Annotated in this window: 16 protein-coding genes; 6 read left to right on the forward strand and 10 right to left on the reverse strand. The window is 62.4% G+C overall.

Translation table 11 applies throughout. The features are described from left to right. Nucleotides 1–17: 17 nt before the first annotated feature. From IOD17_RS02710 to IOD17_RS02720, 3 genes are all read right to left on the reverse strand, one after another. Nucleotides 18–992 carry a lysylphosphatidylglycerol synthase transmembrane domain-containing protein gene (locus IOD17_RS02710; RefSeq protein WP_233683566.1) on the reverse strand — a complete coding sequence of 325 codons (975 nt, stop codon included), beginning with the start codon at nucleotides 990–992 and terminating at the stop codon, nucleotides 18–20. A 235-nt stretch (nucleotides 993–1,227) separates the two neighbouring features. Further along, the gene (locus IOD17_RS02715; RefSeq protein WP_233683567.1) at nucleotides 1,228–1,665 is read right to left on the reverse strand and encodes a YqaA family protein; all 438 of its coding nucleotides are present in this window, start codon (nucleotides 1,663–1,665) and stop codon (nucleotides 1,228–1,230) included. Between the two features lie 51 nt (nucleotides 1,666–1,716). Next, entirely contained in the window at nucleotides 1,717–2,445 is a 729-nt protein-coding gene (locus IOD17_RS02720) for a VC0807 family protein (RefSeq protein ID WP_233683568.1), read from the reverse strand. A gap of 314 nt (nucleotides 2,446–2,759) precedes the next feature. Here IOD17_RS02720 and IOD17_RS02725 point away from each other — a divergent pair, with 314 nt between their 5' ends. The 6 genes from IOD17_RS02725 (at nucleotide 2,760) to IOD17_RS02750 (ending at nucleotide 7,749) form a co-directional block, all read left to right on the forward strand. Continuing rightward, nucleotides 2,760–3,701, forward strand: a complete 942-nt coding sequence (locus tag IOD17_RS02725; protein ID WP_233683569.1) for a substrate-binding domain-containing protein — start codon at nucleotides 2,760–2,762, stop codon at nucleotides 3,699–3,701. Between the two features lie 102 nt (nucleotides 3,702–3,803). Beyond that, complete coding sequence (locus tag IOD17_RS02730) at nucleotides 3,804–4,565, forward strand: substrate-binding periplasmic protein (protein WP_233683570.1); 762 nt, start codon at nucleotides 3,804–3,806, stop codon at nucleotides 4,563–4,565. 55 nt (nucleotides 4,566–4,620) lie between these two features. Beyond that, on the forward strand, nucleotides 4,621–5,373 hold the full coding sequence (locus tag IOD17_RS02735; protein ID WP_418904252.1) for a substrate-binding periplasmic protein: 753 nt from the start codon (nucleotides 4,621–4,623) through the stop codon (nucleotides 5,371–5,373). 36 nt (nucleotides 5,374–5,409) lie between these two features. Then, nucleotides 5,410–6,408, forward strand: a complete 999-nt coding sequence (locus IOD17_RS02740) for a type II secretion system F family protein (RefSeq protein ID WP_233683572.1) — start codon at nucleotides 5,410–5,412, stop codon at nucleotides 6,406–6,408. A gap of 136 nt (nucleotides 6,409–6,544) precedes the next feature. Next, nucleotides 6,545–7,408, forward strand: coding sequence for an isocitrate lyase/PEP mutase family protein (locus tag IOD17_RS02745; RefSeq protein WP_233683573.1), 864 nt, complete (start codon nucleotides 6,545–6,547; stop codon nucleotides 7,406–7,408). Between the two features lie 74 nt (nucleotides 7,409–7,482). Further along, complete coding sequence (locus tag IOD17_RS02750) at nucleotides 7,483–7,749, forward strand: DksA/TraR family C4-type zinc finger protein (RefSeq protein WP_233683574.1); 267 nt, start codon at nucleotides 7,483–7,485, stop codon at nucleotides 7,747–7,749. An 84-nt stretch (nucleotides 7,750–7,833) separates the two neighbouring features. Here IOD17_RS02750 and ureC read toward each other — a convergent pair whose 3' ends face one another. The 7 genes from ureC to urtE form a co-directional block, all read right to left on the reverse strand. Further along, entirely contained in the window at nucleotides 7,834–9,534 is a 1,701-nt protein-coding gene (ureC, locus tag IOD17_RS02755; protein WP_233683575.1) for an urease subunit alpha, read from the reverse strand. A gap of 102 nt (nucleotides 9,535–9,636) precedes the next feature. Then, on the reverse strand, nucleotides 9,637–9,942 hold the full coding sequence (locus IOD17_RS02760) for an urease subunit beta (RefSeq protein WP_233683576.1): 306 nt from the start codon (nucleotides 9,940–9,942) through the stop codon (nucleotides 9,637–9,639). Between the two features lie 7 nt (nucleotides 9,943–9,949). Then, nucleotides 9,950–10,444 carry a GNAT family N-acetyltransferase gene (locus IOD17_RS02765; protein ID WP_233683577.1) on the reverse strand — a complete coding sequence of 165 codons (495 nt, stop codon included), beginning with the start codon at nucleotides 10,442–10,444 and terminating at the stop codon, nucleotides 9,950–9,952. A gap of 151 nt (nucleotides 10,445–10,595) precedes the next feature. Then, nucleotides 10,596–10,898 (reverse strand): urease subunit gamma, encoded by a 303-nt coding sequence (gene ureA / locus IOD17_RS02770; RefSeq protein ID WP_117165508.1) that lies wholly within the window; start codon nucleotides 10,896–10,898, stop codon nucleotides 10,596–10,598. A 3-nt stretch (nucleotides 10,899–10,901) separates the two neighbouring features. Beyond that, on the reverse strand, nucleotides 10,902–11,735 hold the full coding sequence (locus tag IOD17_RS02775; RefSeq protein ID WP_233683578.1) for an urease accessory protein UreD: 834 nt from the start codon (nucleotides 11,733–11,735) through the stop codon (nucleotides 10,902–10,904). Further along, nucleotides 11,732–12,148 (reverse strand): hypothetical protein, encoded by a 417-nt coding sequence (locus IOD17_RS02780; RefSeq protein ID WP_233683579.1) that lies wholly within the window; start codon nucleotides 12,146–12,148, stop codon nucleotides 11,732–11,734. The genes IOD17_RS02775 and IOD17_RS02780 overlap by 4 nt, the downstream gene beginning before the upstream one ends. Nucleotides 12,149–12,211: 63 nt before the next feature. Beyond that, nucleotides 12,212–12,910: an urea ABC transporter ATP-binding subunit UrtE gene (gene urtE / locus IOD17_RS02785; RefSeq protein ID WP_233683580.1), complete on the reverse strand. Its 699-nt coding sequence runs from the start codon at nucleotides 12,908–12,910 to the stop codon at nucleotides 12,212–12,214. Nucleotides 12,911–12,971: the final 61 nt, after the last annotated feature.

Raw genomic sequence — 12,971 nt, forward strand, 5'->3', positions numbered from 1 at the left:
GCTCTTTCAGATGAGGATCAGGAGGGTAGATCGATGTCGTCGTGTTTGTGCCTCCACTGCGACCATTCGAAACCCAGTACCACCAGCAGCGACAGGGCAAATGGCAGCAGCAGATAGAAACCGCGAAATACGATCAGTGCCGCGAGGACATCGGGCGCAGGTACTTCCGGTAGGGCAGCGATAAAGGTGACTTCCAGTACGCCGAGGCCGCCTGGTGCGTGTGACAGCAGCGCCAGGGAGAAGGATGCGAGGAATACGCCGAGCACCACCAGGTAGCCTGGGTGGTTATCGGCCGGCAGGGCAAAGTAGATGATCGCCGCTGCGCACAACAGCTCCAGCGGGCCTGCCAGCAACTGGCGACCGACGATGGGGAGGCGTGGGTACTCGACCCGCAGCTTGCCCAGGGTCCAGGGCTTGAATTGACGCCAGGAACCAAACACGTAAAGCCCGACAATGCTCAGCAACAGCGTGCCGAGGGCCATGGAAATCAACGGGGACACGCTGATAACCCGGTGAATCAGGTCGGGTTGGGCAATCAGTACACAACCACTGGCGAAGATCGTGCCGAGGGCGAAGGTGAAGGAGCAGAACACGATCAGGATGCCGATTTCCTGAGGCGTCAGACCTTTGGTGCGGTAAGCGCGGTAGCGCACCACGGCGCCGGAAAATACCGATGCGCCGATGTTGTGGGCCAGCGCATAGGTGGTGAAAGAGCACAGGGTGATGAACCGCCAGGAAATCTTTCGGCCCAGGTGGGCGACGGCGATGCGGTCGTACCAGGCCAGCGCCCAGTAAGCACCGAGCGTGGCTCCGGCAGCCAGCATCCAGTTGATATGGGATATCGCGCGTAGGCTGTCGGCGATTTCGTCGAGAGAGATAGTGCGCAATTCGCGGTAGAGCAGAAAGCAGGACAGCACTACAGCGCCAAGACCAATCAGCGACCAGATCAGATCGCCGCGTTTCAGTTTGGGTTTGGCTTCAACAACAGACACTGCAACTCCTCACTCGATAGGCCCATGAGGCGGTGAGACGGGCCGTAGGCCCCTATCGAGGCTACTGTTCATCGGCTTTGTGGGCCGGTTATGCGGAGGGCGGACGTGTCATGCCCGCGCGGCGCGCTGCGCAGTATCACGGACGCGCGGCCGATGCTCAACCGCTATACGCATTTGCCGCGTTACCGAGTATGTCCTCGCAGAGCGTGTGGGTACCTGCGAGCGGCTCGGTTGATCAGAACCAGGCCAGGGTGATGGCGGCCAGTACGGCATAGCGCGCAGCCTTGGCCACGGTGACGATCAGCAGAAAACGCCACAGGGGTTCGCGCATCACGCCGGCCACAAGGGTCAGTGGATCGCCGATTACTGGCATCCAGCTTAGCAGCAGTGACCAACGGCCATAGCGTGCATACCAGGCCTGGGCCTGTTGCAGGCGAGCCTCGCTGACCGGAAACCAGCGGCGTTGGCGGTAGTGCTCGAGGGAGCGGCCAAGCAGCCAGTTGATCCAGGAGCCCACTACGTTACCGAAGGTGGCCACGGCAAGCAGCACCCAGGTGGTGTGGGCACCGCCCAGCAGTAGCACGACCAGCACCGCCTCCGACTGCAATGGCAGCAGCGTGGCGGCAGCCAAGGCGGAGAGAAACAGCGCCGGGTAAGCGCTCAGGCTCAGCATGGCGAAGACAGGTCGACCGGGTGGCCTGACGGACGGTATTTCAACGGCCTGTCAGGACTGTTTTTCCTGCTCGACGTTGGCCATCACGTCTTCCAGTTTGAGGCCGGTCAGACCGTGGATGGTGCGCCACAGGTAGTAGAAGATGGCCATCAGCATGATCATCGAGGGGATCGCGATCATCGGGTAACTGAGCAGGTTCATCTGCCCCAGTTCTGCGTTGAAGGCTTCGCTGCCGGCCGGGCTGATAACGATCCACTTGGCCAGCGCGTAATTCATCGCTGAGGAGAAGAAGAAGGTGCCGCTCAGCCAGTAAGTGGCCTTGAGCAGGCGTGCCTCGAACTGCTCGGTGTTGCCGGCCTGTTCCAGGCGCTCATGAATCTTGTCGACATTGAGCACGGCTTTATTGAACAGCATGGTGCGAATCAGCGGGAAGCGAGTACGGGTCGAAACCAGCACGGCGATACCGATCATGCCGGGGATCGCGGCTTCTTTAATCGCCAGCCATTGGTTGTCCAGCTTGAGCAGGCCGATACCGCCGGTCAGCAATACGCTGACCAGGCCGAGCAGGGCGATGAAGTTGAATTTGCGGTACTTGATCAGCTCGAAGCTGCCCCAGCCCAGCGGAAAGGCCAGTGCCAGGATCAGCGCGCCGTCGGCCCCGAGATGGCTCTCGCCACTGAGTTTCATCAGGATCAGGGACGGGATCAGGATGCTGACCAGCAAATCGATCAGGGGACGGGGTTTATGAGTTGCCTGGGTGCTCTGCGTGGTATCGGTCATGTTATTCAAGGTGCGGGAAAGAAACGCGATCATCGCCTGCCTGAGCGGCGGCTACCAGCCCAGCCGTCGCCTGGAGTGTGAAAAAGTGTGAGGTGTCGGTGCATGCCACGGTTTTCTGGCGGATGGCCGGCAACTCGGCGTCCGGCGTGGCTAATCGACTGATGCTAAAGTGATATTAGGGTCTGTTCCCGTTTAGGTGCGGTCGCGAACGCAACGAGAAGAGGTGCGAATAACTCTACGGTGGCACCTGAGCGCTGTTTGCTGTTGCGCATGCAGGTTGCGCACGGTGCCGCCAGGTTTTGGGAGTGATGGTGATGTACGGCCGATGCCAAGCGAAATATGTACTGCTGTTCGTTGTCTTGACCAGCTGGACCACTCAGGCGCTGGCAAAGGATTGCATCGGTGTAGTGGCCGCGGGTGCTACGCCCTTCTGGGTTCAGGTAGAGGCCGGGGCGCGACAGGCTGCCACTGAGCGTGGCCTGGATATGCATTTTCGCGGGCCGAGCCAGGAGGGGCGCGCAGAGACCCAGTTGCAGATGATCAACTGGGTACTGGCGCGCGGTTGCAAGGCCTTGGTCATCGCCCCTGGTGGGCCGGAGATTGCTCCGCGAGTGCAGCAATTGGCAGTCAGCGGTATCAATACAGTGTACGTCGATCGTGACCTGCCCGGCAGCGCCGTGCGCGGCGTGGTTGCCACCGATAACTTCCGCGCCGGTGTGCAAGCGGGGGAAGCCATGGCGGCAGCCCTGGGCGGGCAGGGACAGGTCGCATTGTTGCGTTTGCAAGCCGGTGTGCCTTCGACCAGCGTACGTGAGCGCGGCTTTCGCCAAGCTGCCGAGCAGGGTGGCTTGAGTATTCTGGTTGATACCTATATCGGCGATGACAGCCAGGCCGCCGTGACGGCGTTGCGTGATCAGTTGCCGCAACTGGTGGGCGTGTTCACGCCCAATAGCACCAGTACGCGGGCGGCTCTTGCCGCGTTGCGCCGGCTCGGCAAGGCGGGTGAGCTGGTGCATGTTGGTTTCGATGGCGACCAACTGCTGCTTGATGCGTTGCGCGAGGGTGAGGTCCATAGCCTGATGATTCAGCAAGCGCATGCCATCGGCTATCAAGCCGTCCAGCTGGCCGTGCAGAGCCTGCGTGGCGAGCTATCGGCACAACCTGTGAACATCGCGCTGCCAGTGCAGCAGGTAAACCGCGAAAACCTGGCTCAGTGGCTGCAAACTCGGAAGGTGGAGCTGACGGCCAACCCATAGCCTCGCGCGGATTTGCCGCAGAGCTATGCTGGTTGCTGATTCAATGGCTGTTTATCATGCAGCCTTTCGGCTCGCTGTTCGTTTGTTTGCAGGTATTGCCTAATGCGGTTGAAGCCCTGGCTCGTGGTGATGTTGCTTGGCTGCTGTACATCGGCACTGGCGACGCAGTTACAGCTGTACACCGAGGAATATCGCCCGCTGAGCTTTTACGACAACGGTAAGTTGACCGGGATGGCGGTGGAGGTGGTCGAGCAGTTGATGCAGCGTACTGATACCTCGGCAGCCATCCAGGTCGTGCCCTGGACCCGCGGTTACCATCAGGTTCAACACGAAGCCAACAGTGGGCTGTTTTCCATTGTCCGCACGGCTCGGCGCGAGGCGCTGTTCCAGTGGGTTGGACCAATTGCCCTGGGGCACACCAGCTTCTACGCACGGCGCGGTGCCGGCTTGAATGTGCGCTCGCTCAAGGACGTTGAGCGCTTCAGTACTGTGGCCGTGCCGAAGCAGTGGTACTCCTATGAGTACCTCAGTGATCTGGGGTTGAAGAATCTTTACGGCGTACCGACCCCGCAGCACATGGTCAAGATGTTCAAGCATGGACGCATCGAGTTACTGGTGGCCAGCAGCCTGGCCCTGGACGATATGCTGGCTGAGCAGGGTATGAAGGCTGAGGATGTCGAGTTGCAGTTCACCCTGATGGGCACCAACTCCTACATCGCCTTTTCCCGGAATACGGACCCGGCGTTGGTGCAGGACTGGCAGCTGGCGCTGGATCAATTGAACCGTGATGGAGGCCTGCTGCGCATTCACCGGCGCTGGTTCTCCGATCCCAACAGCATGCCGCTACTGGCGCCGCTGCCTTGACGCAATCCGCCGACACTGAGCTAGTCTGAGAGCAGTGCCGGGAGATTCCACCTTGCTGAAACGATGTTGCCTGCTGGGCATCTGGCTACTCTGTGGCCTTATCGGCCCGGTGCAGGCCGAGCTGCAGTTGCTGACCGAAGAGGCGCCACCTACCAGCTACAGCCAGAACGGCGAGCTGCATGGCCTGGCGGTGGAGGTCGTGCGTCAACTGATCGAGCGCACCGGCGATGCAGCACACATCGAACTGTTGCCCTGGACGCGGGCCTACCACCTGGCGCAACAGCAGGCCGATACGGCGATTTTCTCCACGGTGCGCACGCCAGAGCGCGAGGCCAAATTCCAGTGGGTGGGTCCGTTGCTGATCGGCACCACCAGCTTCTATTCGCTGAAATCACGTAACCTGCGTTTCGACAGCCTGCAGCAGGCCGCCGAAAGTGGCCCGCTGGCTGTGCCGAAGCAGTGGTACACCTACGAGACCCTGGCCGCGCAAGGCTTCAAGAACCTCTACGGGGTAACCAGTTCGAAGAGCATGGTGACCATGCTCAAGCATGGTCGGGTGCAATTGATCGCCACCGAGGACCTCACCCTGGACGCCGAGCTGGCTCGGGGCGGGTTGCGTGCTGATCAGGTGCAGGCGCACTTGCCGTTTATGCGCTCGGCGTATTACATCGCTTTTTCCCGGCAGACCGATACCGCTGTGGTGCAGCGTTGGCGACGCGCCCTTGATGCCATGCACCAGGACGGTAGTTTTGCCGAGATATTTCGCCGCTGGATGCCGCACGCACAGTTACCCACCGTCACTGAATAGCCCGGGCCACTCCCGCTATCACCGCCGAGCCTGCTGATGCCCCGCTCCCCCTCTGTCGCACTGGATTTTGCTGCCCGCGCCCAACTGTTCAGCCACTTGGCGGCCATGGAAAAGGCCGGTGTGCCGGTGGGGCAGGCGCTGCTCAGTGTGGCGTTGCCTGGGCACGCCAAGGCCGCATTGCAGGGGTTGCAGGTGCAGGTCGCCGGTGGTCGCGATATGGCCAGCGCCGGGCTGCAGAGTGGCCTGTTGACGCCATTGGACAGCAGCCTGCTGAGCGCGGCGCAGAGCAGTGGTTGCCTGGCTGCTATCTATCAGCGGCTGGCTGAGCGTTACAGCCATAGGGCACAGCAGGTCGCTGCGGTGAAGTCACGTCTACTGATGCCGGCGGCGGTGTTGGTGCTGGCGCTGCTTATTCAGCCGTTGCCGGCATTGATCGGCGGCCAGCTGAGTCTCGCCGGGTATCTATGGGGTGTGCTCTGGCCGTTGCTGGTGCTGGGCATGTTCTACGTGCTGGGACGTGGACTTTATCGGCGCAGCGAGTCTGCCCCGGTGGGGATGGTGTCGTCGTCCGCAGGCTTATTGACGAGTGTGCCGATCCTTGGCTCTGCGTTGCTGCGGCGTAATCTGCGCGACTTTTTCGACAGCCTGGGGCTGATGCTGGAGGCCGGGATGCCGATGCTCGAGGCCCTGCCCAAGGCCTGCGCAGTGATCCGCCATGCGCCGTTGCGTAAACGGCTCAGCAGTGTGCAACTGGTAGTGCAGCGCGGCCAGAGCCTGGCGCAGGCATTGGCCAGTGTGGATTTCCCTGGCCACGGGCTGGCTCTCGGGCTAATTCGTACGGGGGAGGCCAGCGGCACCTTGCCGGCCAGCCTGCTCAACTACGCCGGGGTAGAAACGCAGAAGCTGGATAGCCTGACCGAACAGCTGGCCACCTGGCTGCCGCGTTTGCTATATGCCGGGGTGATGCTGTGGATGGCTTATGGGCTGTTGACTGGTGCCGGCTTTGGCCCACGTCTGCCTGCGGACTTGGGGTAGCGCGCTGAATGGCTGGGTAGACTGAAAGGTGGGGGCAAGGTTACTGGTCGACTATGTAGTTTTACTACATGACGGGTTTTGTAGTTTTGCTACATAATCCCATGCTCAGAATCGACTATGAACGATGGTGCACCCCATGCAAAGAGCCTCGCATCACGACCTTCGCGCGCAATTTCGCGCGCTTCTTGCTTCAAATAACTGCTATCACACGGCTTCAGTATTTGACCCCATGGCTGCGCGAATTGCGGCCGATCTGGGTTTTGAAGTCGGTATTCTGGGTGGTTCTGTAGCTTCACTACAAGTTCTCGCCGCGCCGGATTTCGCCCTCATCACCCTCAGTGAGTTTGTTGAGCAGGCCACGCGGATTGGCCGCGTCAGTCGCCTGCCAGTGATTGCCGATGCCGACCACGGTTATGGTAATGCGCTCAACGTGATGCGCACCGTGGTCGAACTGGAGCGCGCCGGGATTGCTGCACTGACCATCGAAGACACCCTGCTGCCCGCACAATTCGGACGTAAATCCACCGACCTGATCGGTATTGATGAAGGGGTCGGCAAGATCCGTGCGGCCCTGGAAGCGCGGGTGGATCCGGACCTGGCGATCATCGCCCGTACCCATGCCGGTGTGCTGGAAGTCGGTGAGGTGATTCGCCGTACCCAGGCGTATCAGGCGGCCGGTGCCGATGCCATCTGCTTGGTCGGGGTTGAGGATTTTGCCCACCTGGAGCAGATTGCCGAGGCCCTCAGCGTTCCACTGATGCTGGTCACCTACGGTAACCCCAAGCTGCGTGACAACGCCCGCCTGGCCAGCCTCGGCGTGCGCATCGTGGTCAACGGTCATGCCGCCTACTTCGCGGCAATCAAGGCCACCTACGACTGCCTGCGCGAGCAGCGCGGCGCCGAACTCTGCGACCTTAACGCCACCGAGCTGACCCACAAGTACACCCAGCCCGAAGACTATATCGTCTGGGCGCGGGAGTTTATGGAGGTCAAGGAGTAGGGCGACCGCGTGCGCTTGAGATTTGCCCGTAGACGGCGCATATCTAGAGGCACACACAGCGGAGGGCAATTGCGATGGCCGGTGGCTGGGCAAGTGATGGTGCGGTACAGGAGCAGATCGACAGCAGCATCGAGGACGCCATCCAGCGTGCGCGTAGCCAGCTGCCGCGCGGTGAAAGCCTGAGCCACTGCGAGGAATGTGACGCGGCGATTCCTGAGGCGCGACGCCAAGCCATTCCCGGCGTGCACCTGTGCGTCGCTTGCCAGAGTGAGCACGACAAGGAACAGGCCAGATTCAGCGGCTACAACCGCCGGGGCAGCAAGGATAGCCAGCTGCGCTGAGCAGGCGCGCGCAGGGGGAGCCTTGCGCACCTCTCACCGCTGCTGTTGGTGCGCGCAGTGCACCCTACGCCTCAGGCAGCGACATCAGAATAGAAAATAGCGCTGCGCCATTGGCAGTACATCCGCCGGCTCGCACCAGAGCAGTTGGCCATCGGCCTTGACCTGATAATTCTGTGCATCCACCTCGATATTTGGCAGGTAGTCGTTGTGGATCAGGTCGGTCTTCTGCACTTCGCGGCAGCCTTTGACCACGCCGATCTTCTTCTTTAATCCGAGCTGTTCGGGTACGCCCGCCTCGAACGCGGCCTGGCTGATAAAGGTGATGCTGGTGGCATGCCGGCTGCCGCCGTAGCTGGCGAACATCGGTCGGTAGTGCACCGGTTGCGGCGTCGGGATCGAGGCGTTGGCGTCGCCCATCAGGCTGGCGGCAATTGCGCCTCCTTTGAGAATCAGGGTCGGTTTGACGCCGAAAAACGCCGGGCGCCAGAGCACCAGATCGGCCCATTTGCCCACTTCGATCGAGCCCACTTCATGGCTGATGCCGTGGGTGATCGCCGGGTTGATGGTGTACTTGGCGATATAGCGTTTAACCCGGAAGTTGCTGTTGCCGGGGCCGTCGCCGTCCAGCGGGCCGCGCTGCTTGTGCATCTTGTCGGCGGTCTGCCAGGTACGGGTGATCACCTCGCCGACGCGGCCCATGGCCTGGCTGTCGGAGCTGATCATGGAGAACGCGCCGAGGTCGTGGAGGATGTCCTCCGCCGCAATCGTTTCGCGGCGGATGCGGCTTTCGGCGAAGGCCACGTCCTCGGCGATGCTCGGGTCGAGGTGGTGACAGACCATGAGCATGTCCAGGTGTTCGTCGATGGTGTTGCGGGTGAAGGGCCGGGTCGGATTGGTCGAGCTGGGCAGCACGTTGGGGAAGCCGCAGGCCTTGATGATGTCCGGCGCGTGGCCGCCGCCGGCACCCTCGGTGTGATAGGTGTGGATGGTGCGGCCCTTGAAGGCGCCGAGGGTGGTTTCGACGAAGCCCGATTCGTTGAGGGTGTCGGTGTGGATCGCCACCTGTACGTCGTATTCGTCGGCCACGCTCAGGCAGTTGTCGATGGCTGCCGGGGTGGTGCCCCAATCTTCGTGCAGCTTGAGGCCGATGGCGCCAGCTCTCACCTGCTCGATCAGCGGCTCTGGCAAGGAGGCGTTGCCCTTGCCGGTAAACCCCAGGTTCATCGGGAAGGCATCGGCGGCTTGCAGCATGCGCGCCATATGCCACGGCCCGGAGGTGCAGGTGGTGGCGTTGGTGCCGGTGGCCGGCCCGGTGCCGCCGCCGATCATGGTGGTCACCCCGCTCATCAGCGCCTCTTCGATCTGCTGCGGGCAGATAAAGTGGATATGGGTGTCGATACCGCCTGCGGTAAGGATCATGCCTTCGCCGGCGATCACCTCGGTGCCGGCGCCAATGGCGATAGTCACGTCCGGCTGGATATCCGGGTTGCCGGCTTTGCCGATGGCAGCGATGCGGCCGTCCTTGAGGCCGACGTCGGCCTTGACGATGCCCCAGTGGTCGATGATCAGCGCGTTGGTGATCAGCGTGTCGACCACATCGGCGGCGCACAGCTGGCCCTGGCCCATGCCGTCGCGGATCACCTTGCCGCCGCCGAATTTCACTTCTTCGCCGTAGGTGGTGAAGTCCTTCTCGACTTCGATCCACAGCTCGGTATCGGCCAGGCGCACCTTGTCGCCGACGGTGGGGCCGAACATATCGGCATAGGCTTGGCGGGAGATTTTCATTCTCTGATCCTGTCGGTAGGGCGGACAACGCGAAGCTTGTCCGCCAGCAATCTAGGAGGTGGAAAAGCCTGCAGCGTTTCTCACCCTACGCAACGCGAGGCCTTAGAGGTCGCCCATCACCCGTCCGGCAAAGCCGAACACGCGGCGATGGCCAGCCAGGTCGACCAGCTCCACCACGCGGCTCTGTCCGGGCTCGAAGCGCACCGCAGTGCCGGCCGGGATATTCAAGCGCATACCGCGCGCGGCGCTGCGCTCAAAGGTCAGCGCATCGTTGGTCTCGAAGAAGTGGTAATGCGAGCCGACCTGAATCGGCCGGTCGCCGCTGTTGGCCACGCTCAGGCTGATCGTGCGGCGGCCGGCATTAAGCTCGATTTCGCCGTCCTGAATCTGGTATTCGCCGGGAATCATCGCTGCTTCACTCCAGGGTCAATTGCATAAAGGTGAGGTCCAGCCAGCGGCCGAACTTGCGGCCGACCTGCGGCATCTGGCCGGTGGTGACAAAGCCGAGGCGCTCGTGCAGGCGAATCGAGGCGCTGTTGCCGCTCTCGATGGCGGCGACCATCACGTGCAGGCCGGCCGCTTGCGCGCGTTCGATCAAGGCGTGCATCAGCAACGGGCCGAGGCCCTGGCCGCGCTGGTCGCTGCGCACATACACCGAGTGCTCCACGGTATGGCGAAAACCTTCGATGGCGCGCCAGGTGCCGTAGCTGGCGTAGCCGAGCACTTCGCCAGCGTCGCTGTGGGCCACCAACACCGGAAAGCCGGCCGCGGTGCGTTCATTCAGCCAGGCCTGGCGGTTGGCCAGGTCGACCAGGGTTTCGTTCCAGATCGCCGTGGTGTGCTGCACGGCATCGTTGTAGATGGCCAGGATGGCAGGCAGGTCGGCGGTGGTAGCGTCTTGGATAATCATCTGTTTTCCAGGAATCCATTCAAGGTCGTAGCGAGCGCAGCTCAGGCAAGGCGCAAGTTGGCGAGGATGCGCAGTTGACGCCTGTCAATGAGCAATCCGAGCCAACTTGCAACGCAGCATGGGCAAGCGCAGTAGACATTGGATGGGTTCCTTAGGCGATCGGTTGGTGGACGGTTACTAACTTGGTGCCGTCGGGAAAGGTCGCTTCCACCTGAATCTCCGGGATCATTTCTGGAATGCCTTCCATCACCTGATCGCGACTCAGCAAGGTGGTGCCGTAATGCATCAGCTCGGCCACGGTCTGGCCATCGCGCGCGCCCTCCAGCAGGGCGGCGGAGATATAGGCCATGGCTTCCGGGTAGTTGAGCTTTACCCCACGGGCCAGACGGCGTTCGGCCACCAGACCAGCGGTGAAGATCAGCAGTTTGTCTTTTTCTCGGGGTGTCAGATCCATCGTTCAGGTGCTCCAGATTCTTGGGGGGACGGCGGTGCGGCCGAGCAGGGCCGGGCGCAACAGCTGCCAGAGGGCGATCAGCCAGGCGCGCGCGTGCAGAGCCTCGTCGGCCAGGCAGCGGGCAACCAGCAGGCCGGGTAATTGGCTCAGGTCGCCGCGCACCGGTGTGCTCAGGTTGCGGCAGTGCTCCAGCAGGTCGCTGTCGATTTCACCGCTGATCAGCAGGGTGGCGAATACCGGTTTGCCCGCCAGGCCGATGGGCGAGTCGAGCAGGCCATCGCCGCCCTGGATGCGTTGGCGTTCATGCCAGAGCAGTTGGCCGTCGCGGCGGATATTCAGCTGGGCCTGGAAGTGACCGGCATCGAAGCGTTCATCACTGGCCGGACGGCCGAGGGCAACGATGTCCCAGTAGAGCAGCTTGGCATCGCCGTGCAGGTCGATCTCGGTGGTCAGTTCGGCCTGTGCGGCGGCGTAGACGATGGTTTCCTGCGGCAGCCATTCCAGGGTGGCGCCGGCCTCAACGCACAGTGTGAGGCTCTGGTAAGCCGGGCCGGCGGCGCGGTACCACTTGGCTGCACCGGGGCTGGTCAATTGCGCCCAGGCACCGCTGCCCACGTTGGCCGAAATATCCAGGCGGTCGCCGCCGGCGATGCCGCCGGGCGGGTGGACGATGATGTGCTGACACACCTCGGGCCCTTCGGCGTAGAGGTGCTTCTGCACCCGCAGCGGGCCTTTATGCCGGCGCAAGGTCGGCCGCGTGCAATCGCCGTCGCGGCCATAGCCCAGCGCCAACTCGGCGTGCCAGCTGGGGGTGAAGACGGCGGCGGGGGCGTTCATGCGCTCACCCGGTTGCGCCGTTGACGCCAGGCTTGCACGGCGGAGTAAACACACAGCAGAACCAGCCCCAGGCTGACCACCAGCCACCATTGCAGGTGCATGCCGTAGTAAGGCGGTGCATGCAGCGCACCTTGCAGCCAGAACAGCGCCAGGCCGATGGCCAGCAGGCAGGCGCACAGCGCGCGGCCCCAGGAGTGGCAGTAGGAACGCGGGCGCAGCAGTGCCAGCAGCAGGCCGCATTCAGCCAGGATGATGGCGCAGAAGATCAGTACCGGTTTCAGCGGGTAGGGCACGTCGCTGCCGACGGGCAAGGCGCGCAGCATCCAGTAGTCCGGCTGGCTGCCGGCCCAGATCAGCAGGGCGATGCCCGTCAGTGCGGTGAGCGGGAGCAGGGCGTGACGCAGGGCAAACATCGGGGCCTCGAATCCGTCGGCGAAAGCCTGATTATGCGCAAAGTAAAGGGCCAGCGTCGTCATTCAGATTGCGACCAGTCCGCGCACGCCGTCGGCTTCCATGGTTTCGCCACGGCCCTGCTGGACGATTTCGCCCCGGCTCATCACCAGGTATTGGTCGGCCAGCTCGGCAGCAAAGTCATAGAACTGCTCGACCAGCAGGATGGCCATGTCGCCACGTTCGGCGAGCTTCTTGATTACCACGCCGATCTCCTTGATCACCGAGGGCTGGATGCCTTCGGTGGGCTCGTCGAGGATCAGCAGGCGCGGTTTGCTGGCCAGCGCGCGGCCGATGGCCAGCTGTTGCTGCTGGCCGCCGGAGAGGTCGCCGCCGCGGCGTTGCTTCATCTCACGCAGCACGGGGAACAGCTCGTAGATAAATTCCGGCACCACCTTGGCGTCGCTGCCGGGAAAGCGCGACAAGCCCATCAGCAGGTTTTCTTCCACGGTCAGGCGGCCGAAGATTTCCCGGCCTTGCGGCACGTAGGCGATGCCTGCATGTACACGCTGGTGCGGTTTGAAAGCGGTGATGGCTTTGCCTTCCCAGTTCACCGCGCCTTCTTTGGCGGGGATCAGGCCCATCAGGCATTTCAGCAGGGTGGTCTTGCCCACGCCGTTACGCCCGAGCAGGCAGGTGACTTCGCCGACCTTCACGTCGAACGACAGGCCACGGAGGATATGGCTGCCGCCGTAGTATTGATGGAGTTGTTGGACTTGCAGCATGGGTTCTGCCTCTCAATTCTGTGGAGTCTGTCAGGCCGTTATCGCGAGCAAGCTCGCTCCT

Origin of the sequence: Pseudomonas anguilliseptica (assembly GCF_021375795.1) — a bacterium.
GTDB lineage: Bacteria > Pseudomonadota > Gammaproteobacteria > Pseudomonadales > Pseudomonadaceae > Aquipseudomonas > Aquipseudomonas anguilliseptica_A.

Coding starts and splice junctions, on each gene's coding strand:
- IOD17_RS02775 (WP_233683578.1), bottom strand. CDS start 11,735: ATGAACGCCCCCGCCGCCGTCTTCACCCCCAGCTGGCACGCCGAGTTG.
- IOD17_RS02725 (WP_233683569.1), top strand. CDS start 2,760: ATGTACGGCCGATGCCAAGCGAAATATGTACTGCTGTTCGTTGTCTTG.
- IOD17_RS02740 (WP_233683572.1), top strand. CDS start 5,410: ATGCCCCGCTCCCCCTCTGTCGCACTGGATTTTGCTGCCCGCGCCCAA.
- ureA (WP_117165508.1), bottom strand. CDS start 10,898: ATGGATCTGACACCCCGAGAAAAAGACAAACTGCTGATCTTCACCGCT.
- IOD17_RS02720 (WP_233683568.1), bottom strand. CDS start 2,445: ATGACCGATACCACGCAGAGCACCCAGGCAACTCATAAACCCCGTCCC.
- urtE (WP_233683580.1), bottom strand. CDS start 12,910: ATGCTGCAAGTCCAACAACTCCATCAATACTACGGCGGCAGCCATATC.
- IOD17_RS02760 (WP_233683576.1), bottom strand. CDS start 9,942: ATGATTCCCGGCGAATACCAGATTCAGGACGGCGAAATCGAGCTTAAT.
- IOD17_RS02715 (WP_233683567.1), bottom strand. CDS start 1,665: ATGCTGAGCCTGAGCGCTTACCCGGCGCTGTTTCTCTCCGCCTTGGCT.
- ureC (WP_233683575.1), bottom strand. CDS start 9,534: ATGAAAATCTCCCGCCAAGCCTATGCCGATATGTTCGGCCCCACCGTC.
- IOD17_RS02730 (WP_233683570.1), top strand. CDS start 3,804: ATGCGGTTGAAGCCCTGGCTCGTGGTGATGTTGCTTGGCTGCTGTACA.
- IOD17_RS02780 (WP_233683579.1), bottom strand. CDS start 12,148: ATGTTTGCCCTGCGTCACGCCCTGCTCCCGCTCACCGCACTGACGGGC.
- IOD17_RS02745 (WP_233683573.1), top strand. CDS start 6,545: ATGCAAAGAGCCTCGCATCACGACCTTCGCGCGCAATTTCGCGCGCTT.
- IOD17_RS02765 (WP_233683577.1), bottom strand. CDS start 10,444: ATGATTATCCAAGACGCTACCACCGCCGACCTGCCTGCCATCCTGGCC.
- IOD17_RS02750 (WP_233683574.1), top strand. CDS start 7,483: ATGGCCGGTGGCTGGGCAAGTGATGGTGCGGTACAGGAGCAGATCGAC.